The following is a 23,429-nucleotide window of genomic DNA, read 5'->3' on the forward strand; positions in this document are numbered from 1 at the left end:
GTGACGCCCGGCGGGGGCGCGGGGCGGAGCGCGCCGGTGCCCGGACCCCTTCGGCGAAGAGGGCCCCGGGCACCGGCGCCGCGGTGTCAGCAGTGTCGGCAGTGTCAGTGCTGCCAGCGGTGTCAGCGTGTCAGCGGTGCCCGAACTCCGCGGGGCGCTTCTCGGCGAAGGCGGTCATGCCCTCTTTCTGGTCGGCGGTGGCGAAGGTGGCGTGGAAGAGCCGGCGTTCGAAGCGGACACCCTCGGCGAGGGTGGTCTCGAAGGCCCGGTTGACCGACTCCTTCATCATGATCGCGGCCGGGGCGGACATCGCGGCGATCGCCGCGGCGGTGGCGAGGGCCTCGTCGAGCAGCCGGTCGGCGGGGACGATCCGGGAGACCAGACCGGCCCGCTCGGCCTCCTCGGCGTCCATCGTGCGGCCGGTCAGGCACAGTTCCATCGCCTTGGCCTTGCCGATCGCCCTGGTCAGCCGCTGCGAGCCGCCGATGCCCGGGATCACGCCGAGCTTGATCTCCGGCTGGCCGAACTTCGCGGTGTCGGCGGCGATCAGCACGTCGCACAGCATCGCCAGCTCGCAGCCCCCGCCGAGCGCGTAGCCGGCCACGGCGGCGACGACGGGCTTGCGCAGGGCGCCGAAACCGTCCCAGGCGGCGAACCAGTCGCCGAGGTAGGCGTCGACGAACTCCAGGGACTGCATCTCCTTGATGTCGGCCCCGGCGGCGAAGGCCCGGTCGGAGCCGGTGACGACCACCGCGCCCACCGTCCGGTCCCGGTCGAACTCCCGTGCCGCCTCGACGACTTCGTTCATCAGCCGGGTGTTGAGGGCGTTCAGGGCCTTCGGCCGGTCCAGGGTGATCAGGCCCACCCGGTCGTGGCGCTCGACCCGGATCGTCTCGTAGCTCATACGGCGTCCTCCCGAAGGGTGGTGATGATGGCCGAGAAGTCCCGCCCGGCGCCGTCGCCCTGGGCGAAAGCGGTGAACAACTCGGCTGCGCGACGGCCGAGTTCGGCGGGCACCTCGGAGGCGTCGGCGGCGTCGGCGGCCAGGCCCAGGTCCTTGGCCATCAGGGCGGCCGCGAAGCCCGCCGGGTAGCCCCGGTTGGCGGGGCTGGCCGGGACGGGGCCGGGGACGGGACAGTTGCTGGTGAGCGCCCAGCACTGGCCGGAGGCCGTGGAGGCGACGTCGAACAGGGCCTGGTGGCTCAGACCGAGGCTCTCGCCGAGGACGAAGGCCTCGGCGACCGCGATCATCGACACACCGAGGATCATGTTGTTGCAGATCTTCGCGGCCTGCCCGGTGCCGGAGTCGCCGCAGTGCACCACCTTGCGGCCCATCGCCGCCAGCACCGGTTCGGCGGCGGCGAAGTCCTCCGCCGCGCCGCCGACCATGAAGGTCAGGCTCGCCGCCTCGGCGCCCGGGACCCCGCCGGAGACCGGGGCGTCCAGGGCCCGGTGGCCGGACGAGCGGGCGAGGTCCCGGGCGGTCCGGGCGTCCCCGACCGCGATCGTGGAGCAGTCGACGAACAGCGCGTCCGTCGCCGCGGCGGTCAACTCCCGGTAGACCTCCAGCACATGGCGTCCGGTCGGCAGCATGGTGAGCACCAGCTCGGCGTCCGCGACCGCGTCGGCGGCCGAGGCGGCGATCCGTACGCCCTGGCCGGCCGCCCGCTCCCGGGCCTCCGGCACCAGGTCGTGGCCGGTGACGGTGTGACCGGCCCTGACCAGGTTCGCGGCCATCGGGCCGCCCATGTTTCCGAGTCCGACGAATCCGATCCGGTGGGTCACCAGCGCTCCAGGGGGGTGAGGTCGGCGAGGCCGAGTTCCCGCTCGCCCAGCGGGGCGAACCAGCGGGCCACGGCGGCGGGGTCGACGGCGTCCAGCGTGGCCGGACTCCAGTGCGGTGCGCGGTCCTTGTCGATCACCTGGGCCCGGATGCCCTCGGCGAGGTCCGGGGTGGCCAGGGCCGCGCAGGAGCTCCGGTACTCCTGGTCGAGCACCGCCTCCAGGGGGCCCAGCTCCCGGGCCCGGCGGAGCGCGGCCAGCGTCGCCTTGACGGCCGTCGGCGCGTTGGCGGTGATCCGGTCGGCCGCCTCCTTCGCCTCCGGTTCGCCGCTCGCGGCGAGCCGTTCGAGGATCTCCTCGACGCTGTCGGCCGCGTAGCAGGTGTCGATCCACTCCCGCTGCCGCTCCAGCCGGCCGGCCGGCGGTTGCCCGACGTGCCGGGCGAGGGCGTCGTGCACGGTCGACTCGGCCAGGTCGTCGAGCAGGGCGGGCAGCCGCCCGGCCGGCACGAAGTGGTCGGCGAGGCCGCAGAGCAGCGCGTCCGCCGCGCCGGCCGAGCCGGCGGTGAGGGCGAGGTGGGTGCCCAGCTCGCCGGGCGCCAGGGCGAGCAGATAGGTGCCGCCGACGTCGGGCACGAAACCGATGCCCGCCTCGGGCATGGCGATCCTGGTGCGCTCGGTCACGATCCGGACGCTGCCGTGGGCGGAGACCCCGACCCCGCCGCCCATCACGATGCCGTCCATCACCGCGACGTAGGGCTTGGGGTAGCGGGCGATCCTGGCGTTGAGGCGGTACTCGTCGCGCCAGAACTCCTCGACCTCGCGCGGATCGCCGCCGGTCGCGGCGCGGTGGATGGCGACGATGTCGCCGCCCGCGCAGAAGGCCCGGTCGCCGGCCCCGGTGACGACGACGGTCGCGACCCGCGGGTCCCGCTCCCAGTCGTCGAGGACCGCGGTGATCCGGCGCACCATGGTGTGGGTAAGGGCGTTGAGGGCCTTCGGGCGGTTGAGGACGATCAGGCCGGTGCGGCCCTCGCGCTGGACCAGGACCTCATCGGTGGTGCCGTCGCCCATCACGCGGCCCCGGTCAGGCCGCGGGCCACGATGACGCGCATGATCTCGTTGGTCCCTTCCAGGATCTGGTGCACCCGCAGGTCGCGGACGATCTTCTCGATGCCGTACTCGGCCAGGTAGCCGTAGCCGCCGTGCAGTTGGAGCGCCTGGTTGGCCACCTCGAAGCCGGTGTCGGTGGCGTGCCGCTTGGCCATCGCGCACAGCTGCGGGGCCCGGGCGTCGCCCCGGTCCAGGGCGTCGGCGGCCCGCCACAACAGGGCCCGGGCGGCCTCCAGTTCGGTGGCCATGTCGGCGAGCCGGAACTGCAGTGCCTGGGCGTGCAGCAGCCGGGCGCCGAAGGCCTCGCGTTCGGCGAGGTAGGAGACGGTGCGCTCGAGCGCGCTCTGGGCGCCACCGAGCGAGCAGGCGGCGATGCCGAGGCGGCCGCCGTCCAGACCGCGCATGGCGATCCGGAAGCCCTCGCCCTCGCCGCCGAGCAGTCGGTCGGCGGGCAGCCGCACCCCGTCCAGGAGCACCTGCCGGGTCGGCTGGGCGTTCCAGCCCATCTTGCGCTCGTTGGCGCCGAAGGACACGCCCGGGTCGTCCCGGTCGACCAGGAAGGCCGAGACGCCCTTCGCCCCGGGGCCGCCGGTGCGCGCCATGACCAGGTAGACCTGGGCACTGCCGGCGCCGGAGATGAACTGCTTGACGCCGTCGAGCACCCAGTGGTCGCCGTCGCGGACGGCCCGGGTGGCGAGGGCGGCGGCGTCGGATCCGGCGCCGGGTTCGGTCAGGCAGTAGCCGCCCAGGTGCTCGGCGGTGCAGAGCCGGGGCAGCCAGCGGGCGCGCTGGGCGTCGTCGCCGTGGCGGTCGACCATCCAGGCGACCATGTTGTGGATGGAGAGGTAGGCCGCGATGGACGGGCAGCCGGTGGCGAGGGCCTCGAAGGCCACCGCGCCGTCCCGGCGGGTGAGGCCGGAACCGCCGGACTCCTCCCGGACGTAGACGCCGGCCAGGCCGAGCTCGCCGGCCTTGCGCAGCACGTCGACCGGGAAGTGCTTGGCGAGGTCCCACTCCACCGCGTTCGGGGCGAGGTGCTCGTCGGCGAAGGCCCTGGTGGTCTCCGCGATCGCACGCTGGTCGTCGGTGAGATCGTGCACGGCGCTCATCCCATCGTCGGCATGGTGAAGCTGGCGCCCTCCTTGACCCCGGAGGGCCAGCGCGAGGTCACCGTGCGGGTGCGGGTGTAGAAGCGGATCGAGTCCGGCCCGTGCTGGTTGAGGTCGCCGAAGCCGGAGCGCTTCCAGCCGCCGAAGGTGTGGTAGGCGATCGGCACCGGGATCGGCACGTTGACGCCGACCATGCCGGTGTTCACCCGGCGGGTGAAGTCGCGGGCGGTGTCCCCGTCGCGGGTGAAGATGGCCACGCCGTTGCCGAACTCGTGCTCGCTGGGCAGGCGCAGGGCCTCCTCGTAGTCGGCGGCGCGGACCACGCTGAGCACCGGCCCGAAGATCTCCTCCCGGTGGATCCGCATCTCCGGCGTCACCCGGTCGAACAGCGAGGGGCCGAGGAAGAAGCCCTCCTCGTGGCCCTCCAGCCGGAAGTCGCGCCCGTCGACGACGAGTTCGGCGCCCTCCTCGACCCCGAGGTCCAGGTAGCCGCGGACCCGCTCCAGCGCGTCCCGGCCGACCAGCGGGCCGAAGTCCGCCGCCGGGTCGTCCGAGCGGCCGACCTTCAGCGCGGCGATCCGCTCGACCAGTTTGGCCACCAGCGCGTCGGCGGTCTCCTCGCCGACCGGGACGGCCACCGAGATCGCCATGCAGCGCTCGCCCGCCGAGCCGTAGCCGGCGCCGACCAGCGCGTCCGCCGCCTGGTCGAGGTCGGCGTCGGGCATCACGATCATGTGGTTCTTGGCGCCGCCGAAGCACTGGGCGCGCTTTCCGTGGGCGGCCGCGGTGGCGTAGACGTACTGGGCGATCGGGGTGGAGCCGACGAAGCCGACCGCCTGCACCCGGGGGTCCTCCAGCAGGGTGTCCACGGCCTCCTTGTCGCCGTTCACCACGTTCAGCACGCCGGGCGGCAGTCCGGCCTCGAGGAACAGCTCGGCGAGCCGCAGCGGCACCGAGGGGTCGCGCTCGGAGGGCTTGAGCACGAAGGCGTTGCCGCAGGCCAGCGCGGGCGCGGCCTTCCAGAGCGGGATCATCGCCGGGAAGTTGAAGGGGGTGATGCCGGCGACCACGCCGAGCGGCTGGCGCATCGAGTAGACGTCGATGCCGGTGCCGGCGTTGTCGGTGAACTCGCCCTTGAGCAGGTGCGGGATGCCGGCCGCGAACTCGACCACCTCGAGGCCGCGCTGCAGGTCGCCGTGGGCGTCGGCGACGGTCTTGCCGTGCTCGGCGGAGAGCAGCCGGGCGAGCGCGTCCCGCTCCTGCTCGACGAGCTGGAGGAAGCGCAGCAGCACCCGGGCCCGGCGCTGCGGGTTCCAGGCCGCCCACGCGGGCTGGGCCTGCGCCGCGTCGGCGATCACGGCCTCGACCTCGGCGCGGCTCGCCAGCGGCACCCGGGCCTGGACGCGCCCGGTGTTGGGGTCGTGGACGTCGCCGAAGCGGCCGGACGTCCCGGCGGTGCGCTTTCCGCCGACGAAATGGGTCAGTTCGGGGACGATCAGGTCAGGGACCATCGGTTCCTTCTCTCGACAGGATGGGGAGAGGAGGAGTGGAGGCCGCGCCGGTGCGCGGGCGCACGGTGGTGCGCGCGGCGCATGACGGCGTCGGCGGACGAACCGTCAGCGCGGGTGCGCCCCGGGGCTCGTCGGCACGGCACAGCCGGGGGCGGTGGAGCGGAAGCAGCCCGGATTCATGCGTGTCGTCTCCATCCTCGTGGAAAACACGGACCATCCGCGGCCGGTATCCTGACTCCCGGATCGACGCGCGCCCCCGGGCCTTCCCGGCTGGCTGCCAGTGGCCGAACTCCTGCGAGGACGAACTCCCCGGTCACAGTGGCGGGACCGTGCCGGACTCACACCGGCTTCCCTGACACCGCGGACCTGTTCCGACCATATAGTTGGACGTCCTAGTAAGTCCAGAGCCCCTTTCCGGCCGGGCGCGTCGGAACCCCCGCCGCCGGAACGCGACGGGCCCCGGGGGAAGCACCCCCGGGGCCCGAACGGCAGTTGACGCGTGATCAGTCGGTGACGTGAACCGGCTCGCCCCCGACGTAGGTGCGCAGCACCCGGGCCGACGCGATCTCCTCGGGCGGACCGGTGAGGATGTCGCGGTCCAGGACGACCAGGTCGGCCAGCATGCCGGGCGCGAGCACCCCGGCGTCGTCGTGCCCGTTCACATGGGCGGTGCCGGCCGTGTAGGCGGCGATCGCGGAGGCCAGGTCCAGCCGCTGCTCGGGCAGGAACACCCGGTCGTCCTCCGCCTCCGGCTCCCTCCGGTTGACCGCGACGTGCAGACCGGCGAGCGGGTCCGGGCTGCTCACCGGCCAGTCGCTGCCCGCCGCCAGGGTCGCCCCGGCCCGGAGCAGCGAGCCGAACGGGTACTGCCAGGAGGCGCGCTCCGGGCCGAGGAAGGGGATGGTCAGTTCGTCCATCTGCGGCTCGTGCGCCGCCCACAGCGGCTGGATGTTGGCGACGGCCCCGAGCCGGGCGAACCGGGGCAGGTCGTCCGGGTGGACCACCTGGAGGTGGGCGAGGTGGTGGCGGGTGGCGCGCCGGCCGTTGGCGGCGCGGGCCGCCTCGACCGCGTCCAGCGCCTCGCGCACGGCCCGGTCGCCGAGGGCGTGGAAGTGCACCTGGAAGTCCAGCGCGTCGAGGGCGGTGACGTACTCGCGCAGGGCGGTGGGGTCGACGAAGCTGAGGCCGGAGTTGGCGGTGGCGCAGCCGCAGCCGTCCAGGTAGGGGCTGGTCATCGCGGCGGTGAAGTTCTCCGCGATGCCGTCCTGCATGATCTTCACCGAGCCGGCCCGGAACCTGCCGTGCGCGGCGGCGGCGCGGCGCTCGACCAGTCCGGCGATCTGCTCGGCGCCCCGCTCGCGCTCCCACCAGAGCGCGCCGTTCACCCGGGCGGTCAGTGCGCCGGAGCGCGCGGCCGCGAGGTAGGCGTCGGACGGGTCCGGCTGGCCGTTGAACTCGCCGAGCAGCGCGTCCTGCCAGCCGGTGATGCCGAGCGAGTGCAGCAGCCGCTGGGCCCGCAGCAGTCCGTCGAGCCGGTCGGCGGCGGTGATCGGCGGGACCAGCCGGGCCACCAGGCCGGTGGCGCCCTCCTGGAGCACTCCGCTCGGGGTGCCGTCGGCCTCGCGCTCGATCCGGCCGTCCGCCGGGTCGGGGGTGTCGCGGTCGACGCCGGCGAGTTCCAGCGCCCGGGTGTTGGCCCAGGCGCCGTGGTGGTCGCGGTTGGTGAGGTAGACCGGGCGGTCCGGGACGACGGAGTCGAGCAGCTGCCGGGTCGGCAGGCCGCCCTCGAAGCTCTCCATCGACCAGCCGCTGCCGGTGATCCACTCCTGGTCGGGGTGGGTGTCGGCGTAGCCGCGGATCCGCTCCAGGTAGTCGGCCACGCCGACGGTGCCGGTGAGGTCGCAGACGGCCAGCTCGGTGCCGCCGAAGACGGCGTGGATGTGCGCGTCCTGGAAACCCGGCAGCAACAGCTTGCCGGTGAGGTCGACCACCTCGGTGTCCGGACCGATCAGGTCCCGGACCTCGTCGTGGCCGACGGCGGTGATCCGGTCGCCGGTGACGGCCAGTCCGGTCGCCCGGGTACGGGCGGCGTCGCCGGTGTGCACGGGGCCGCGGGTGAAGACCAGATCGGCCTTGGTCATGGGTGGTGCTCCGTTCTCGGGTGGTGCGGGTGGTTCGGGTGGCGTGGCCCGCCGGTACGGGTCAGCGGGTGTCGCCGAGGAAGTAGGGCGAGCGGCGGCGCCAGCGGGCCCAGGCGGCGGCGGGGAGTCCGGTGACGATCATGAGTACCACGACGGTGAGTTCGAACCAGCCGTTGTCGGCGGCGAGTTCGAAGTGGTCGGTGGAGTCGTAGAAGGTCCAGGTGAGGTAGCCGCCGACCACCAGCAGGACGGCCGCGCCGAGCAGCGGGCCGACCACCGCGCGCAGCCCTTCCGGCAGGTCGGTGCGCAGCAGGTGGCGGAAGCGGACGGCGGCGGCGACGGCGGTGAGGGCGTAGTAGAGGGCGACGATGATGCCGATCGCGTTGACGGCGGCGGAGATCAGGTCGTTGACGGTCGGGATGACGATCGAGCACAGCGCGAGCGCGACCGCGACCCCGGTGATCAGCAGGGTGCCGAGGGCGGGTGTGCGGTGCTTGGGGTGCAGCCTGGTCCAGACGGGGCCGAGCACGCCGTCGCGGCCCATCGCGAACAGCCCGCGGGCGGTGGGGATCACCGAGGACTGCAGGGAGGCGACGGCGGAGAACATCAGCGCGATCAGCGGGAGTGCCGCCAGCGGCTGGTCGGCGAGGCGGGCGCCGAAGTAGGTGAGGCCGTGGGCGCCGTTGTCCGCGAGTTCGTCCAGTGGCAGGACGCGCTGGAAGGCGGTGCCGGCGAGCAGGAACATCAGCAGCATGACGACCAGGGCGAGGGTGCCGGCGCGGGAGGCGTCACGGGGGTCGTGGACCTCCTCGCCGACGCTGAACACCGACTCGAAGCCCCAGTAGCAGAACACGGCGAGGACCATGCCCTGGGCGAGGGCGTCGAAGGAGGGGATCGTCAGCGGGTTGAACCAGTCGAGGGAGAACGGCTGGTCGCCGGCGAACAGCCCGTAGCCGCAGAAGCCGAGCAGGACGGCGTACTCGAACACCAGCAGCGCCTTCTGCAGCCGCGCGGCCAGGCCGAGACCGCGCACCGCGACCAGTGCGGCGGCGACCAGGACGGCGAGGCCGATCAGGGTGCACTGCACGGTGGAGTCGGCGTCCAGCCGCAGTCCGGCGACGCTGCGCAGGTGTGCCTCGTCGAGCAGCTGGACGATGGAGGAGCCGGTGACGGTGGTGGTGTAGGCCATGAAGACGACGGTGCCGACGGTGTTGACCCAGCCGGTGAGGAAGCCGAGCCAGGGGTTGAGGGTGCGCCCGACCCAGCGGTAGCTGCTGCCGGCGTCGGGCTCCGAGCGGTTGAGTCGTCCGTAGCCGCCGGCGATGGCCAGCACGGGGAGGAAGGCGAGCAGCATGATCGCGGGCAGGTGGAGGCCGACGACGCCGGCCATCAGGCCGAGGCCGATGCCGATGCTGCTGGTCGCGGCGGTACTGGAGGCGGCGATCGCCGCCCCGTCGATCAGGCCGAGGGAGCGGGGCATGGAGTCCTGGGGGGCGTTGCGGTCCGTTCTCGGACCGCTGCCCGTGGCCTTCGCCGTCGATGCCAAGGGATCACCGCCTTGCTGGTGGGGGGTGGGGTGGGGGTGAAGTGCGAGCCATGAAACCGGCGGCCCCGCGACACGTCAATGCTGTTGTCATAAGGACGGGGTGCGGGACCGGGTCCACCGGACGCTCCGCACCGTGCGCGGGCGCGCCGCCGGGGCATCCGGAACACCGACGGGCGCCCTTCCCCCGGTCGCCGCCCCCGCCGTACGGTCACAACCGGCCGGTCGACCGGCCCGCCGCTCCCCGACCGAGGAGGGCCCGTGGAACCCCGTTGCCCGTTCACCCACGTCCTCGACCCCCACGCCGCCGACCTGCACGCCGAAGCCGCACACCTGCGCACCCACGGCCCGGCGGTCCGGGTCGAACTCCCCGGCGAGGTCCTCGCCTGGTCGGTGACCCGCGCCGAGGTCGCCCGCCGGCTCCTCGCCGGGAACCGGCTCGCCAAGAACGCCCGCCGGCACTGGCCCGAGTGGATCGACGGCCGGGTCGGCCCGGACTGGCCGCTGGCCAGCTGGGTCGCGGTGGAGAGCATGTTCACCAGCGACGGCGAGGACCACCACCGACTGCGCACCCTGACCGCGCCCGCCTTCGGCCCCCGCCGGGTGGAGGCCCTGCGGCCCCGGGTGCGCGCGATCGTCGCCGCGCTGCTGGACGAACTGCGCGCCACCGCGCCCGGCGAGGCGGTCGACCTGCACGCCCGGCTCTCCTACCCGCTGCCGACCACCCTGATCTGCGACCTCTTCGGTGTCCCCGAGGAGCAGCGCCCCGAGGTGCGGCGGGTGGTCGACGGCGTCCTGGAGACCGGGGCCGCCCCCGAACGGGCCAAGGCCGTACTCGACGACCTGTTCGCGGCGATGGCGCACCTGGTGGCCACCAAACGGGAGACACCCGGCGACGACATGACCAGCGAGCTGATCGCGACCCGGGACGCCGCCGGCACCCGGCTGAGCGAACAGGAGCTGGTGTCCACCCTGATCCTGATGATCGGCGCCGGCTCCGAGACCACCGTCAACCTGATCGACCACACCGCGGCCCTGCTGCTCACCCACCCCGAGCAGCTGGCGCTGGTCCGGGACGGCTCGGCGACCTGGCGGGACGCCATCGAGGAGGCGCTGCGCCTCGAAGCGCCGGTGATGCACCTGCCGCTGCACTTCGCCGCCGAGGACATCGATCTCGGCGAGGGCGTGCTGATCCGCACCGGCGAACCGGTCCTGATCGCCTACGGGGCGGGCGGGCGCGACCCGGAACTGCACCCCGACCGGCCCGACGTCTTCGACCTCACCCGGCCCGACCGGACGCACCTGGCGTTCGGCTTCGGACGCCACTACTGCCTGGGCGCCGCGCTCGCGGTGCTGGAGGCCGAGGAGGCGCTGACCGCGCTGTTCGGCACGTTCCCCGAGGTCGGGCTCGCGGTGCCGGCGGCGGAACTGCGGCACCAGGAGTCCTTCGTCGTGAACGCCCTGCAGAGCCTCCCGGTCCGCCTCTCCCCCGCCGCCTGACCGAGCACCGGCGTCCGTGGCGGGCGCCCGGCCGGGTGCCCGCCACGGACGCCGGCCGCCGCCGACTGTCGGAGGCGGCCGCTACGGTACGGCCATGGACGACGACCGCGCCCCCGCCGTACGCCTGGAGCCCTGGTCCGAGGGCGACGCCGGGCTGCTGCGCGCCCTCAACGCGCCGGAGCTGACGACCCACCTCGGCGGCCCCGAGTCCGAGGAGGCGCTCGCCCGCCGCCACCGCCGGTACGTCGCGCTGAGCGCCGACCGCACCGGCGCGGGGCGGATGTTCCGGATCGTGCTGCCCCCGACCGGGGAGACGGCCGGGAGCATCGGCTTCTGGGACCGCGAGTGGGCCGGCGAGCGGGTGTACGAGACGGGCTGGGCCGTCCTGCCGGCCTTCCAGGGCCGGGGCGTGGCCACCGCCGCGGCCCGCGCGGTGGCGGAGCGGGCCCGGGCCGCGGGCCTGCGCCGCCACCTGCACGCCTTCCCCTCGGTGGACCATCCGGCGTCGAACGCGGTCTGCCGGGGGGCCGGCTTCGAACTCCTCGGGCCGCGGGACTTCGAGTACCCGCCGGGCCACCCGATCCGCTGCAACGACTGGCGCCTCGAGCTGTAGCGGGCGCTCAGCCGAGCCGGAGGTTCCAGCGGCCCGCGCGGCCGGTCAGCTCGACCACCGCCAGCGGAGGCACGTCCAGGCGCCGGAAGACCTGGTCCGGCACGCCGAGCGCGTGCACGGCCGCGGCCCGGACGACGTCCGGCTCGGCCACCACCAGGACCCGGCCGGTGAGCCCGGCCGCCGTGCCGTCCAGCCACCCGGCGACCCGGGCGCACAGCTGCCGGACCGACTCGCCGCCGTGCGGGGCGGCGGCCGGGTCGGCGAGCCAGGCCATCACCGCCTCCGGCTCCTCGGCGGCCACCTCGTCGAGGGTCCGCCCGCGCCAGCGCCCGGTCGCGCAGCCGCTCAGCGCGGGCTCGACGGACGCGTCGGCGAGGCCGAGCTCCTCGGCCGTGCGGCGGCAGCGGGCGGAGGGCGAGGCGAAGCGCTGGGAGGCCGCCGGGAGGTCCGGCCGGAGGGCGCGGGCCGCGCGCACCCCGGCCTCGTCCAGCACGCCGCCGTCGTCCGCCGGGCCGCCGTCCGCCGCACCGCCCCCGTACGCGGAGGCTTCGTCGGCGAACCGTGCTTGCCGCAGTTCGGGTCCGATCGCCGGGGAGACGAAGATCACCCGTACCGTCATGCGTTTTCCCCCTTCGTACACCTGTCACCCTTGGGGGCTCCCGGAGCGCCCTGCTCCGGGCCCGCCCGGCGCGTGAATCCGCAGGTCGCGCCACGACAACGATTCCACGGGCGCCCTTGGCGCCGAGGGCACCGGGCGCTACGGTCTCCCCCGACAACCGAAGACGACGGCGAGACGGAAGTCCGGTGCGAATCCGGCACGGTCGCGCCACTGTATGCCGGACCAGGCCACCTCACGCAACGGCGGGGCCCGGCAAGTCAGACCCGATGGCCGTCGTCCGAGCTCCACCGAACGGGACGCGTGTTTCCCCCAGGAGGTCCTGCCATGGCCCAGTCCGTCTTGTCCCCCAGCCTGCCCTCGGCCGGCTCCGCCCCCGCGTCGCTGCCAATCCGCGCGATCCTGCCGTGGGCGCTGTTCCTCGGCACCCTGATGCTGGTCCTGCTCTACTTCGTCGGCGCCGAGCAGGGCGCCACCTCGGTCTTCTCCGGTGCGACGGTGCACGAATGGGTGCACGACGGTCGGCACCTGCTCGGCTTCCCCTGCCACTGATTCCGGAGAACACGCACCGATGAACAACTCCGCAACCATGCCGTCCGGCACCGTCGGCAGACTCCTGCTGCGCGGCCTGCTGGCCGGTCTGATAGCCGGGCTGGTGGCCTTCGTCTTCGCCTACACCGTCGGCGAGGGCCCCGTCTCGGACTCCATCGCACAGGAGCAGGCCCACTCGGCCCCGGCCGGGCACCACGACCACGGCGGCGGCTCCGCGGCCGCGGCCGGCGGCACCGAGGACGCGGCCGCGCACGAGCACGCGGCCGCCGACGGCGGGGACGAGGAGGAGGAACTGGTCAGCCGGGACCTCCAGTCCACCGCCGGTCTCGCCACCGGCGTGCTGGTGTACGGCGTCGCGGTCGGCGGGATCGCCGCGCTGGCGTTCTGCTTCGCCCTCGGCCGGGTCGGCCGCTTCGGCCCCCGGGCCACCGCCGCGCTGGTCGCGGGCGCGGCCTTCGTCACCGTCTACTTCGTGCCGTTCCTCAAGTACCCGGCGAACCCGCCGGCGGTCGGCAATCCGGACACCATCGGGAAGCGCACCGCGCTGTTCTTCCTGATGATCGCGCTCAGCGTGCTGATCGGCGTCGCCGCGGTGATCCTCGGCAAGCGCCTGGCCCCGCGCCTGGGCACCTGGAACGCCACCGTCGCGGCCGGCCTCGGCTACGCCGTGGTGATGGCCGTGCTGGCCTTCGTCCTGCCGCCCAACGACGACGCGATCCCGGAGGGCTTCCCGGCCGCGCTGCTGTGGGACTTCCGGCTCGCCTCGATCGGCCTCCAGGTGGTGCTGTGGACGGGGTTCGCCCTGCTCTTCGGCACCCTGGCCGACCGGGCCCTCGCCCCGGCGGCACCGGCCGCCGAGCGTGCCCCGGTCGCCGCCCCGGCGGTCTGACCGGCCCTCACCGGACCGCTCAGCAGCACTCAGCAGCACTCAGCACCACGACTCGACCCCGCCGAAGGCGCGCCGGCGGGGTCGAGCGGTGCCGCGGCGGGGTCGAGTCGTGGTGCGGCGGGGCCGCCGGCCGCCGGGTCAGACCGTCGCCGTCCCGGCCCGCACCGTCGCCTCCGGCTCCGGCTCCGCCCCGGCGGCTGCGCCCCGGGCCCGGGCCCGCTTGGCGTAGGCGATCGTCCAGGTGATCAGCAGCGCGGTCACCGCCAACGACAGCACCGTGTTCAGCGCTTGCATCGCCTCGGTGTCGAGGGCGTACGAGAGCCCGACCCGCACCCCGGCCTCCAGCAGGTAGACCACGCCCCAGCCGACGGTCAGGTTCCGCTGGACCCGGCGGAAACCGGGCAGCACCCAGAGCCCCTCCCAGCGCTCCAGCGATCCGGCCGAGCCGTCGGTGGCGAACTTGCGGCCGAAGTAGAACATCAGCGGCCGGGGCGCCGCCAGACTGGCCAGGCAGATCACTCCGAACAGGCCCGTGATCACCGAGTCCTTGACCAGCAGGAAGTGCGCGTCGGCCGGCCCGGCCAGGGCGACCGCGACGGTCAGCCCCAGGAACAGCAGCGACACCGCCGCGAACTCGTCCACCCGCCGCTTCCACGCCAGGTGGATCCCCAGGTCGACGGCGGGCCAGACGGCCGCCATCACCAGCGCGGTGAACTCACCGTAACCGTGGTCGGCGAGCCGGCCGTAGGTGATGATCGGCGCGACGACGTTCAGGCCGATGGTGAGCGCCCAGCCGAGTGCGTTCGCACCGCCGCGCTGCTTCGTTGCCTCGGACGGCAAGGTTTCCCCCGATGATCTTGACGATGGGCGGAGGGACTCTAGCGGATCCCCGGCAGGCCCGCCACGGCGCGCGGCACCCCGTCCGACAGGTCGTCGACGACCTGTCACCGGCCCCGGCAACAGCGGGAGCACGGACACGCGTTCGCCGCGAATTCTCATCCGGCACCCGGCTGCCCGGGCCCCGCCGCCCGCCCGCCGAAGACCGCAGGCCGGCACCCTTGGTGCGTGTGCACCTCCCGACGGAGCCCGTCCCGGCCCGCCCTTCGACCGAAATGCCTTTCCCCGCAGAGCCATTGACGAGTACGCGGAAACCGTCGCTAGGATGTCGGCGCTCTCGACGGCGGCCGTCCCGCAGGTCGCCCCCGAGTGGCGATCTCCGTTCCGTCCGCACGCCGGCTGGAGGGGGCCATGCTGCCGATCGACCCGGCCGGACGGCCGGAGTACCCGCCCTGCGCACCGGGCGACACCGTGGACCGACTGGGCGGGCGCGACGTCCCGGACCCGTACCGCGCCCTGGAGGACGCCGACGCCCCCGCGACCCGGGAGTGGTCGGCCGCCCAGCGGCGGCTGTTCGACCGGCTGCGCGACGACTGGCCGGCGGTGGACGCCTTCCGGGCCGCGATGACCCGGCTGACCGCGTTCGAACACCTGACCTCGCCCCGACCCGCGGGCGGTCTGGCCTTCTTCACGGTCCGCGGGCCCGCGGACGAGCACCCCGCGCTGGCGGTCACCGACCCCTCGGGCGCCCGCAGGATCCTGTTCGACCCGCACCGCCACGACCCCACCGGCGGTACCGTGCTGGGCGGTTGGACACCGGACCCGACCGGGGCGCTGGTCGCCGTGCAGACCGCCGAGGGCGGCGACGAGGAGTACACCCTGCGGGTGCTGGACGTGGCCACCGGCCGGACCGTGGACGAGCCGATCACCGGCTGCCCGTACGGCGAAGTCGCCTGGTCGGGCGGGCCGGAGGCCTTCTACCACGTACGCGGCGGCACCGGCGGCGCCCGGCTGTACCTGCACCGGATCGGCGTGCACCCGGCCGACGACACCGAAGTCCCCGGCGCGGCGTCGCCCGCCGACGGACCCGGCCACGGCCTCGACACCGGCCACGACCTCGGCACCGACACCGACACGGCCGACGGCCCGGGCTCCGAACTGGACGTCCTGCTCGGCCCGGACGGCCGCCTGCTGGTGGCCGCCACCGCCGACGGACTCTCCAGCGGCAACCGCGTCCGGGTCGCCGACCTGGCCCTCGGCACCCCGGAGAAGCCCGACTGGCGCCCGCTGACCGCCCTGGACGGCGGCTGGAGCTCCCCCTGGCCGGCCGCCGACGGCCTGCTCTACGTGCTCACCGACCTCGACGCCGACCGGGGCCGGATCCTGGTCCTGGACCCGGCCGCGCCGGAACGGCCGCGCACCCTCGTCCCCGAGCACGAGCACGAGGTCCTGGAGTCCTTCGCCGTCCTCGACGACCCCGCACTGCCGGTCCCGCTGCTGCTGGTGCTCCGCTCGGCCGGCGGACACGGCCGGATCACCCGGCACGACCTCCGCACCGGCGAACCGCTCGGCGCGCTCCCCCTGCCCGGCACCGGCGTCCTCACCGATCTGACCTTCCGCCAGGGAGGTCACGAGGCGTGGTTCGGCTACTCGGACCCCACCACCCCTGAGACCGTGCACCACTACGACGCCCTCCGCGGCACGACCGAGGTGTGGCGGGCACCGGGCACCCCGGACGTCCCCGCCGTCCTGGTCTCCGAACTGCGCTGCGCCTCCGCGGACGGCACCGAGGTGACGGTGCTGCTCACCCGGCCCGCCGACCGCCCCACCGGCCCACTGCCGACCGTCCTCCAGGGCTACGGCGCCTTCGGCGAACCCCTGGTCGCCGACTACTACGCCGCGGCGCTCGCCTGGGCCGCCCGGGGAGGCCAGTTCGCGGTGGCCCGGGTGCGCGGCGGCGGCGAGCACGGCGAGGGCTGGCACCGCGCCGGGATGCGCGAGCACAAGCAGAACGGCATCGACGACTTCCTCGCCGTCGCCCGCGCGCTGCACGACCGGGGCCTGTGTCCGCCCGAGGGGCTCGGCGCGTTCGGCCAGAGCGCCGGCGGCCTCCTGGTCGGTGCGGCGGCGACCCAGTGCCCCGGGCTGTTCGCCGCGGTGGCGGCCACCGCGGCCCCGCTCGACCTGGCCCGCTACGAGCTGAGCGGCTACGGCCCCTACTGGACCGACGAGTTCGGCACCCGGGAGGACCCGGAGGAGCTCGGCTGGCTGCTCGGCTACTCGCCGTACCACCACGTGACGGCGGGCACCGCCTACCCGGCCGTGCTGCTGACCGCGTTCGAGGACGACGCCAGGGTCGACCCGCTGCACTCCCGGAAGATGTGCGCCGCGCTCCAGCGGGCCACCTCCTCCACCCGCCCGGTGCTGCTCCGCCAGGAGGCCGGGGTCGGGCACGGCGCCCGTGCCCGCACCGGACGGCTCGCCTATTTCGCCGATGTCCTGGCTTTCCAGGCCGAATACCTGGGACTTTCCGTCCGTTCCGCCGGAACCTGAAGATCCCCCCGCGAAAAGGTGTTCTTACATCTTGTCCGGGAAGTTGCGCGGTGAATAGCATGGAGTCCGATCGGAGGGGGGAGGTGATTCCAATGATCAAGAAGTCCACCAAGCGCTACAGCAGCGCCGCCAGCACCGCCAAGGGCTGAGCCTGAAAATGCGGCGGGGCTTCCTTCGAAACGACGCCCCGCCGCACCCGGCCGGAACTCTCCGCATATTCCCGGACCCGGTATTCCCATGATTTCCGTCGCTCAGTCCCCGAGGGGTATTCGTGGCACGTCCCGCGCTCAAGACGAGCATCCCCTACTTCGTTTCCGACGGCTCGGTCCACTTCCGCCTCGGTGGTGAGCTGACCTCGTTGGAGGACACCGACGGCCGCGTGCTGAGGCTGCTCCAGCTCCTGGACGGCAGCCGCGACCTGGACGCCGTCCACCGCGACCTCAGCGCCGACTACCCCGACCTCACCGCCGAGGACGTGCGCGAGGCCGTCGACGACCTGGACGCGAGCGGCCTGGTGCAGGACACCGCCGACCTGGGCGAGGACTTCGACGCCGCGGCCCGTGAGCGCTGGTCCAACAACCTGGGCTTCTTCGAGACCTACGCCTCCCTGGGGACCTCCAAGTACGAGTTCCAGCGCCGCATCCGGGACGCCCGGGTGGCCGTGCTCGGCGTCGGCGGCATCGGCTCGCACACCCTGATCGACCTGGTCGCGATCGGCTTCACGGACATCCGGATCGTCGACTTCGACAAGATCGAGGTCTCCAACTTCAACCGCCAGATCATCTACGGCGAGCCGGACGTGGGGCGCACCAAGGTCCATGTCGCCGCCGAGCGGGCCCGCCGGCTCAACAGCCGGGTGCGGGTCGACGCGGTCGAGGCCAAGCTGATGTCCGCCGACGACGTCTACGCGGTGGTGCACGACCGGGACATCGTGATCGCCGTGGTCGACCGCCCCAAGGTGCACGTCGCGCACTGGCTCAACGAGGGCTGCGTCCGGGCCGGCACCACCCTGATCGGCGGCGGCGTCGACACCCAGCGGGCCATCCACTACACGATGGTGCCCGGCGTCAGCGGCTGCGTGGAGTGCTGGTACGGCCAGGTCCGCCGGGACGACCCGACCTCGCGGATGGTGCTGGACGTCCTCGACGACATCGACCGCGAGGGCAGCGCCTACGGCGAGGACACCGCCGCCTTCAACGGACTGGTGGTGGTCGCCGCCGCCCACATGGTCTCCGAGATGGTCCGGCTGGCCTCCCGGGTCTGCCCGCCGCTCGCCGTGGGCCGGCTGCTGGAGCAGACCTTCCACAACCCCCGGGTGCGCCAGGCCGAGGCCTGGACCCGCGACCCCGACTGCGCGGTCTGCCGCGACGCCCGGCCCGCGGCCGGGGCCGAGTGGCTGACCCGGGTCGACCGGGAGGAGCTCCCCTTCTGATCCCACGGCCCGCGAACGGCCGGGAACCCGGCGGGAGCGCCGTACCGACGGCGCCCGCCGGGATTCCGGCGCTCCACCGGAAGCATTCCGGACGTGTTTTCACCTCCCACCGACCCACCATCGAAAAAGTGCATAGGAGAACGCCGGTGCCCACCGCGAAGCCGATCGAGGAACGTCCGACCCCGGGCCCGGCGGACATCCGCCTGCGCGCCGCATTCCTGGTCTCCGGAATCGGCGACTGGATCTACCGGCTGGCCATTCCGGTCCTTGTCCTGAAAATCACCGGATCGGCCACCTCGACCGCTCTCGCCTACGCGATCGAGTTCATTCCTTACATTGTGCTCGGACTCTTCGCCGGCGTCATCGCGGACCGGTTCGACCGCCGCCGGGTGATGATCCTGTGCGACCTCTCCTCCGCCGTGCTGGCACTCGCCGTCACCGCGCTGGCCACCCTCGACCGTCCGCCGCTGGCCGCGATCTACCTCTGCGCGTTCCTGCTCGCCTGCGTCCGCCCGTTCTACTTCCCGGCGTTCCAGGGCTTCCTGGTCGACGTGGTGCCGGAGCGGCGGCTCGCCCGGGTGAACTCCTGGACCCAGACGGTCGACAGCGCGCTCGGCTTCATCGGGCCGGTGGCCGGCATCACCGCCGTCGCGGCGCTGGGCGTCCCGGTCTCCGCGCTGGTCAACGCACTCTCCTTCGGGGCCTCCGCGCTGCTGATCGCCGCCATCTCCGGCACCCGCGCGCCCGCCGCGGGGCCCACCACGGCCGCCCGGATCGCCAAGGACTTCGCCGACGGCCTGCGCGCCCTGCGAACCATGCGGGCGGTGCTCTGGGGCACCGTGCTGATGGCGCTGTCCAATCTCGCCGCGTGGACGGTGGAGGGCAGCCTCTTCTACCTCGTGCTGGAGGTCGAGGAGAAGCCGAAGGTCGTGCTCGGCCTCGTCCTCGGCGCCCAGGGCCTCGGCGCCGTGGTGGGCGGAGTGCTCGCGCCACGTCTGACGGACCGCTACCGGCTGGGGCCGCTGCTGGCGTTCGGCATGGGACTGTCCGGGGCGACCATGGTCCTGCCCGCCCTGGTGCCCACCTGGTGGGCGGTGCTGATCGCCTGGGGCGTGGAGGGCGTCGCCACCTCGCTGGTGATCGTCAGCTGGTTCACCGCCCGGCAGAAGGTGGTGCCCTCCGAGGTGATCGGCCGGGTGGTGTCGGTCAGCCGGGCCGCCGCCTACGCGACCATCCCGCTCGGCGCGGTGCTCGGCGGCCGACTGGTCTCCGGCGCCTCCCCCACCCGGACGCTCTTCGTGTGCGCGGCCGTGGTGCAGGCGGTAGTGTTCCTCGGCACCGCATTCTCCCCCGTGGTGCGCATCGATCCCGGCCCCGGGGCCGACCCGCGCGGCTCCGATTCCGCCACCGGCACCGGCGACGGGGCGGCCGAGGCCGACGCGGTCGAGGCCGGCGGACACCCGAAGGAGGGCCCGGCATGACGGAGACCGGCAGCACGGAGACCGGAACACCGAGGGAGCGGCTCGCCCGGCGCTACCTCGAGGTCAACGGCGAGCACCCGATGACCGAGGCCGACGACGCCTACGTCGACCGGCAGTTCGCGGCCCTGGAGGTGCTCTGCGCCCGCCGCGGCGCGGACCCGGACGAGGTGCGCGGCCACATGCTCGCCGGGCGCCTCCCGCTGCCCGGTTACCTGCGTTCCGACGGCACCGAGATGGTCGCCCCCGACCTCCTCGAACTGGTCGACGAGGCGGGCGGGCTGGCGAAGCTGCCGGACTGGTTCCGGGGCCACTGGGCGGACCCGGCGGAGGGCGAGGAGGAGTACGAGTCGTACCTCAGCGGCCAGAACGTCTGCCTGCACCGCCTCCACCCGGTCACCATGCGCCGCAAGGGCGAACTGGTCCGGGACATCACCGAGGCCCTCGGCGACCCCTCCCGCGACAACCCCGCCCGGCTGCCCGCCCTGCACGCGCTGGTCGACGAACTGGACGCCCTGGAGCCGGAGTTCACCGCCTACGACCGCCTCCGCTTCGGCGGCCCGGTCTCCCGGGACACCTGTATCGACGCCGTCCGCCGCGACCACCCGCTCGGCTGATCCCCCGCCGTCCGGCGGTCGACGGGAGGCGGTCGACGGGAGGCGGTCGCGGTCGGCGGCACGGTCACAGCCGGGCGTGCGCCCCGATGTCGGCCCGGAACGCCGCCACCATCGCGGCCGTCACCGTCGGACGGCACGCGCCGATCGCGGCGAGGTGGTCCGCGGTGGTCGCGCCCGGCACCGCGTCGTCGCGCTCGAAGGCCGTCTGGGCGGCGAGGCGCGCGGCGTGCTCGATGTCGGCGGGCGAGAAGTGCTCGCTGGCGGCCACCAGGGCGGGGACGTCCACGTCCACCCGGTCGGTGCCGAGCGCGTAGCGCGCCCAGATCGCGGCCCGGGCGTCCGGGTCGGGGGTGCCGATCGGAATGACGTAGTCGAACCGGCCGGTGCGCAGGAACGCCGGGTCGAGCGAGCGGACCGAGTTGGTGGCGCACACCAGCAGCCGGCCGTCCCGCTCCCGGAAACCGGGGATCAGCTTGAGCAGCTCGTTGGTCACCCCGTGGGTGGCTCCCGTCCGGCCGGGCTCGCCCCGCACGGGAGCGATCTCCTCCACCTCGTCGATGAAGACCAGCACCCGCTCCAGCTCCCCGATCCGGGTGAACGCGCCGCGCAGCGCGGCGGCGAGGTTGCCCTCGTCGGCGAGGCGGGACGGCAGCAGCTCGACGAACGGCCAGCCCAGGCGAGAGGCGATGGCCCGGGCGAAGGTCGTCTTCCCGGTGCCGGGCGGCCCGAACAGGGTGATCGCCCGCGGCGGCCGCACACCGTGCCGGGCGGCGCGCTCGGGTTCGGCGAGCGGCAGCACGACCCGCCGCTCGATCAGCTCCTTCTCGGCCGTCATCCCGGCGACCTGGTCCCACAGGTCCCCGCTCAGCACCCGCCCGCCGAGTTCGTCCAGGGTCCCGGCGGCGGGGCCCGCGGCGGGCTCGGTCTTCTCGAAGTACGCGGCGGCGGGCCGCCGTTCGTAGCCGGCGTTGCGCAGCCCCTCACCGAGCAGTTCCTCCGCCGGCAGCACATAGGCGATCCGGCGCACCCGGGCCTCGACCAGCCGCCGTTCCAGCTCCCGCAGCAGCGCGCTGGCCAGACCGCGCCCGCGCCAGGCCGGGGCGATCGCCACCCGCATCACCCAGGCCCGCTCGCCCGCACCCGCCACCTGGGCGAGGGCGGCCCCGATCGGCAGGCCGTCGTGCACCGCGACGACGGCGGGCTGGCGGGCGGTGAGGGCGCCGATGCACTCCGCGAGCGAGAACACCGACTCCTGCCCGAGCCCGGCGGTGCTGTCGATCAGATGGACGACGGCGGCGAGGTCGTCCTCGCGGTAGTCGTGGATCAGCCAGTTCACGTGCGTCGCTCCTCGGGTGCGCCGGTTGCCTGCGGGTTCCGGTGAACCTAGGTCCGGCGCGGTGGGGCCGTCGCGCGCCGTTCGGGCCAAAGCGGCGTGGACGAACCGTACGCGGCAGCGACTTCCCCGCGTCCCGCCGGACCTCTCCCGCCCCGGGGCGCACCCGCCCGACCGGCCGGAGCGGGGCGTGTCGGTACGGTGCGGCAGGATCGCCGCACGACGGACGGAATCGGCCGGCTCACGGAGCCGCAGAGCATCACCTTCGGCGGTTACGGCGTGACCCCGACCCGGGGGCGCCGGCCGGGACCGCGCTCGAACCGCCGGATCCCCGCGGCGGGTCGAATCCCGACATATTGACTGAAAAATCAGTCACATTTACGCTGGCGGGACACCCGGTTCGACGGCGATACGGAAAGGCCCGGTGAGTGGACATGCTGCGCAACGGTCTGGAGCCCTGGCACCTGCTGGTGGTGCTGGCGGTCGTGATCCTGCTGTTCGGCTCGAAGAAGCTGCCCGAGATGGCACGCGGACTCGGGAAGTCGATGCGCATCCTCAAGGCCGAGACGGCGGCAATGCGCGAGGACGGCCCGGCGGCCGAGCAGGCGCCCGAACCGGTCACTCCGGTCGCACCGGTGACACCGGGCGCCGCCGGGCCGCCGGTCGCCCCCGTACCGCCGGTCGCACCGGCGACGGCGACGACCGCCGGACCCGAGGGCCGCGCGCGGCCCGGCCGACCGGCCTGAGCCGGTTGGCCGGGCCCGCGGGTCAGCCCGCCGCGGGGGCGACGGGCTGGGACTGGGTGGCGCAGTGGATGCCTCCGCCGCCCGCCGCGACGGCGTCGACGACGACCGGTACGACGGTGCGCCCCGGGTACTCGGCCGCGAGGATCGCCCGGGCCGCCTCGTCGGCCTCCGCGTGCCCGAACTGCGGTACGAGGACGGCACCGTTCACGGTGCAGTGGTTGGTGCAGCTCGACAGGAACGCGGGCCCGGTCCCCCGGATCCTGCTGTGGTCCGGCCCGGGCAGCTCGACGATCGTCAGCGCCCGGCCCCTGGCGTCGGTGGCGGTCTGCAGGACTCGCTCGGCCTCGGTGCAGACGTCGAGCCACATCGGGGCGGAGCCCGGCCCCGGACGCCCCAGGATCACCCGTCCGGGCGCGCTGAACCGGGCCACGCAGTCGATGTGGCCGTCCGTGATGTCCTGGCCCGCCAGGCCGGCCAGCCAGATCACCTTCTCCGCGCCGAGCGAGGACTTGAGCCGCCGCTCGACCTCGGCCCGGCTCAGCCCGGGGTTGCGGTTGGGGTTCACCAGGGAGCTGACGGTGGCGAGCATCGTGCCCTGCCCGTCGGTCTCCAGCGAGCCGCCCTCCCCGGTGAACGGGGCCCGGACCCGCGCGATTCCGTAGTGGGCGAGCAGCGCGGCGGCGGCCCTGGCGTCCCTGGCGAAGTTTCGCTCGTAGCTCGTCCCGGTCTTGCCCCAGCCGTTGAAGTTGGTGTCGAGGCCGGCGACCGTCCCCTGACCGACCAGGAAGGTCGGGCCGAAGTCCCGGATCCACAGGTCGTCGTTGGAGACCGGCAGGAAGGTGATGCCTCGGGAGCCGGGCACCGCGCCGGTGTCGCAGAGCGGGGCGGCGGAGGCCACCAGCTCGGGACCGATCACCATCACGACCGGCTCGAAGCGGGAGATCTCCTTGGCGAGGTTGGCGACGTCCCGCTGCACCGCGCGGCGCCGAGGCGGAGGAGCCGGCGTCGGGAGAGATCGGGCTTGTCCATCGGTACCTCCGGTGGGTGCGGGCGGACCGCCCCGGG

At 74.0% G+C, this 23,429-nt stretch carries 20 protein-coding genes and 1 riboswitch; of the genes, 9 read left to right on the forward strand and 11 right to left on the reverse strand.

The features are described from left to right. Positions 1-130: 130 nt before the first annotated feature. From BLU95_RS06260 to BLU95_RS06290, 7 genes are all read right to left on the reverse strand, one after another. Positions 131-904, reverse strand: coding sequence for an enoyl-CoA hydratase (locus tag BLU95_RS06260; RefSeq protein WP_093859089.1), 774 nt, complete (start codon positions 902-904; stop codon positions 131-133). Next, complete coding sequence (gene mmsB / locus BLU95_RS06265; protein WP_093859090.1) at positions 901-1,785, reverse strand: 3-hydroxyisobutyrate dehydrogenase; 885 nt, start codon at positions 1,783-1,785, stop codon at positions 901-903. The genes BLU95_RS06260 and mmsB overlap by 4 nt, the downstream gene beginning before the upstream one ends. Continuing rightward, the gene (locus BLU95_RS06270) at positions 1,782-2,855 is read right to left on the reverse strand and encodes an enoyl-CoA hydratase/isomerase family protein (RefSeq protein WP_093859091.1); all 1,074 of its coding nucleotides are present in this window, start codon (positions 2,853-2,855) and stop codon (positions 1,782-1,784) included. The genes mmsB and BLU95_RS06270 overlap by 4 nt, the downstream gene beginning before the upstream one ends. Beyond that, positions 2,855-4,003 carry an acyl-CoA dehydrogenase family protein gene (locus tag BLU95_RS06275; RefSeq protein ID WP_093859092.1) on the reverse strand — a complete coding sequence of 383 codons (1,149 nt, stop codon included), beginning with the start codon at positions 4,001-4,003 and terminating at the stop codon, positions 2,855-2,857. The genes BLU95_RS06270 and BLU95_RS06275 overlap by 1 nt, the downstream gene beginning before the upstream one ends. After that, positions 4,000-5,514 (reverse strand): CoA-acylating methylmalonate-semialdehyde dehydrogenase, encoded by a 1,515-nt coding sequence (locus BLU95_RS06280; protein ID WP_093859093.1) that lies wholly within the window; start codon positions 5,512-5,514, stop codon positions 4,000-4,002. The genes BLU95_RS06275 and BLU95_RS06280 overlap by 4 nt, the downstream gene beginning before the upstream one ends. A gap of 204 nt (positions 5,515-5,718) precedes the next feature. Beyond that, a riboswitch (cobalamin riboswitch) is annotated at positions 5,719-5,909 on the reverse strand. Between the two features lie 108 nt (positions 5,910-6,017). Continuing rightward, positions 6,018-7,655, reverse strand: coding sequence for an amidohydrolase (locus BLU95_RS06285; protein ID WP_093859094.1), 1,638 nt, complete (start codon positions 7,653-7,655; stop codon positions 6,018-6,020). 61 nt (positions 7,656-7,716) lie between these two features. Further along, a complete protein-coding gene (locus BLU95_RS06290) occupies positions 7,717-9,135 on the reverse strand; it encodes an APC family permease (protein WP_093859095.1) in 1,419 nt (472 codons plus the stop codon). Between the two features lie 324 nt (positions 9,136-9,459). Here BLU95_RS06290 and BLU95_RS06295 point away from each other — a divergent pair, with 324 nt between their 5' ends. Both BLU95_RS06295 and BLU95_RS06300 read left to right on the forward strand, forming a co-directional pair. Further along, complete coding sequence (locus BLU95_RS06295) at positions 9,460-10,698, forward strand: cytochrome P450 family protein (RefSeq protein ID WP_093859096.1); 1,239 nt, start codon at positions 9,460-9,462, stop codon at positions 10,696-10,698. Between the two features lie 94 nt (positions 10,699-10,792). Further along, complete coding sequence (locus BLU95_RS06300) at positions 10,793-11,311, forward strand: GNAT family N-acetyltransferase (RefSeq protein ID WP_093859097.1); 519 nt, start codon at positions 10,793-10,795, stop codon at positions 11,309-11,311. A 7-nt stretch (positions 11,312-11,318) separates the two neighbouring features. On the opposite strand, the gene BLU95_RS06305 is transcribed toward BLU95_RS06300, so the two are convergent. Further along, entirely contained in the window at positions 11,319-11,930 is a 612-nt protein-coding gene (locus BLU95_RS06305) for a histidine phosphatase family protein (RefSeq protein WP_093859098.1), read from the reverse strand. Between the two features lie 324 nt (positions 11,931-12,254). Here BLU95_RS06305 and BLU95_RS06310 point away from each other — a divergent pair, with 324 nt between their 5' ends. Then, entirely contained in the window at positions 12,255-12,479 is a 225-nt protein-coding gene (locus BLU95_RS06310; protein ID WP_030394041.1) for a CbtB domain-containing protein, read from the forward strand. Between the two features lie 37 nt (positions 12,480-12,516). Then, positions 12,517-13,368 carry a CbtA family protein gene (locus tag BLU95_RS06315; RefSeq protein ID WP_093864684.1) on the forward strand — a complete coding sequence of 284 codons (852 nt, stop codon included), beginning with the start codon at positions 12,517-12,519 and terminating at the stop codon, positions 13,366-13,368. 138 nt (positions 13,369-13,506) lie between these two features. Here BLU95_RS06315 and BLU95_RS06320 read toward each other — a convergent pair whose 3' ends face one another. Continuing rightward, positions 13,507-14,208 (reverse strand): VC0807 family protein, encoded by a 702-nt coding sequence (locus BLU95_RS06320; protein ID WP_093859099.1) that lies wholly within the window; start codon positions 14,206-14,208, stop codon positions 13,507-13,509. Between the two features lie 408 nt (positions 14,209-14,616). On the opposite strand from BLU95_RS06320, the gene BLU95_RS06325 reads away from it, so the two are divergent. From BLU95_RS06325 to BLU95_RS06340, 4 genes are all read left to right on the forward strand, one after another. Next, positions 14,617-16,758, forward strand: a complete 2,142-nt coding sequence (locus BLU95_RS06325) for a prolyl oligopeptidase family serine peptidase (RefSeq protein ID WP_093859100.1) — start codon at positions 14,617-14,619, stop codon at positions 16,756-16,758. Between the two features lie 271 nt (positions 16,759-17,029). Next, entirely contained in the window at positions 17,030-18,190 is a 1,161-nt protein-coding gene (locus BLU95_RS06330) for a HesA/MoeB/ThiF family protein (RefSeq protein WP_093859101.1), read from the forward strand. A 146-nt stretch (positions 18,191-18,336) separates the two neighbouring features. Beyond that, the gene (locus BLU95_RS06335) at positions 18,337-19,671 is read left to right on the forward strand and encodes an MFS transporter (protein ID WP_159424803.1); all 1,335 of its coding nucleotides are present in this window, start codon (positions 18,337-18,339) and stop codon (positions 19,669-19,671) included. Beyond that, a complete protein-coding gene (locus BLU95_RS06340; protein WP_093859103.1) occupies positions 19,668-20,285 on the forward strand; it encodes a DUF6058 family natural product biosynthesis protein in 618 nt (205 codons plus the stop codon). Before BLU95_RS06335 ends, BLU95_RS06340 begins: the two co-directional genes overlap by 4 nt. A 64-nt stretch (positions 20,286-20,349) precedes the next feature. Here BLU95_RS06340 and BLU95_RS06345 read toward each other — a convergent pair whose 3' ends face one another. Next, on the reverse strand, positions 20,350-21,621 hold the full coding sequence (locus BLU95_RS06345) for an ATP-binding protein (protein WP_093859104.1): 1,272 nt from the start codon (positions 21,619-21,621) through the stop codon (positions 20,350-20,352). A 431-nt stretch (positions 21,622-22,052) separates the two neighbouring features. Here BLU95_RS06345 and tatA point away from each other — a divergent pair, with 431 nt between their 5' ends. After that, positions 22,053-22,364: a Sec-independent protein translocase subunit TatA gene (gene tatA / locus BLU95_RS06350; RefSeq protein WP_093859105.1), complete on the forward strand. Its 312-nt coding sequence runs from the start codon at positions 22,053-22,055 to the stop codon at positions 22,362-22,364. 22 nt (positions 22,365-22,386) lie between these two features. Here the strand turns inward: tatA and BLU95_RS06355 are convergent, their stop codons facing one another. Continuing rightward, a complete protein-coding gene (locus BLU95_RS06355) occupies positions 22,387-23,340 on the reverse strand; it encodes an agmatine deiminase family protein (protein WP_231978346.1) in 954 nt (317 codons plus the stop codon). Positions 23,341-23,429 lie beyond the last annotated feature (89 nt).

The organism is Streptomyces sp. TLI_053, from assembly GCF_900105395.1.
Lineage (GTDB): Bacteria > Actinomycetota > Actinomycetes > Streptomycetales > Streptomycetaceae > Kitasatospora.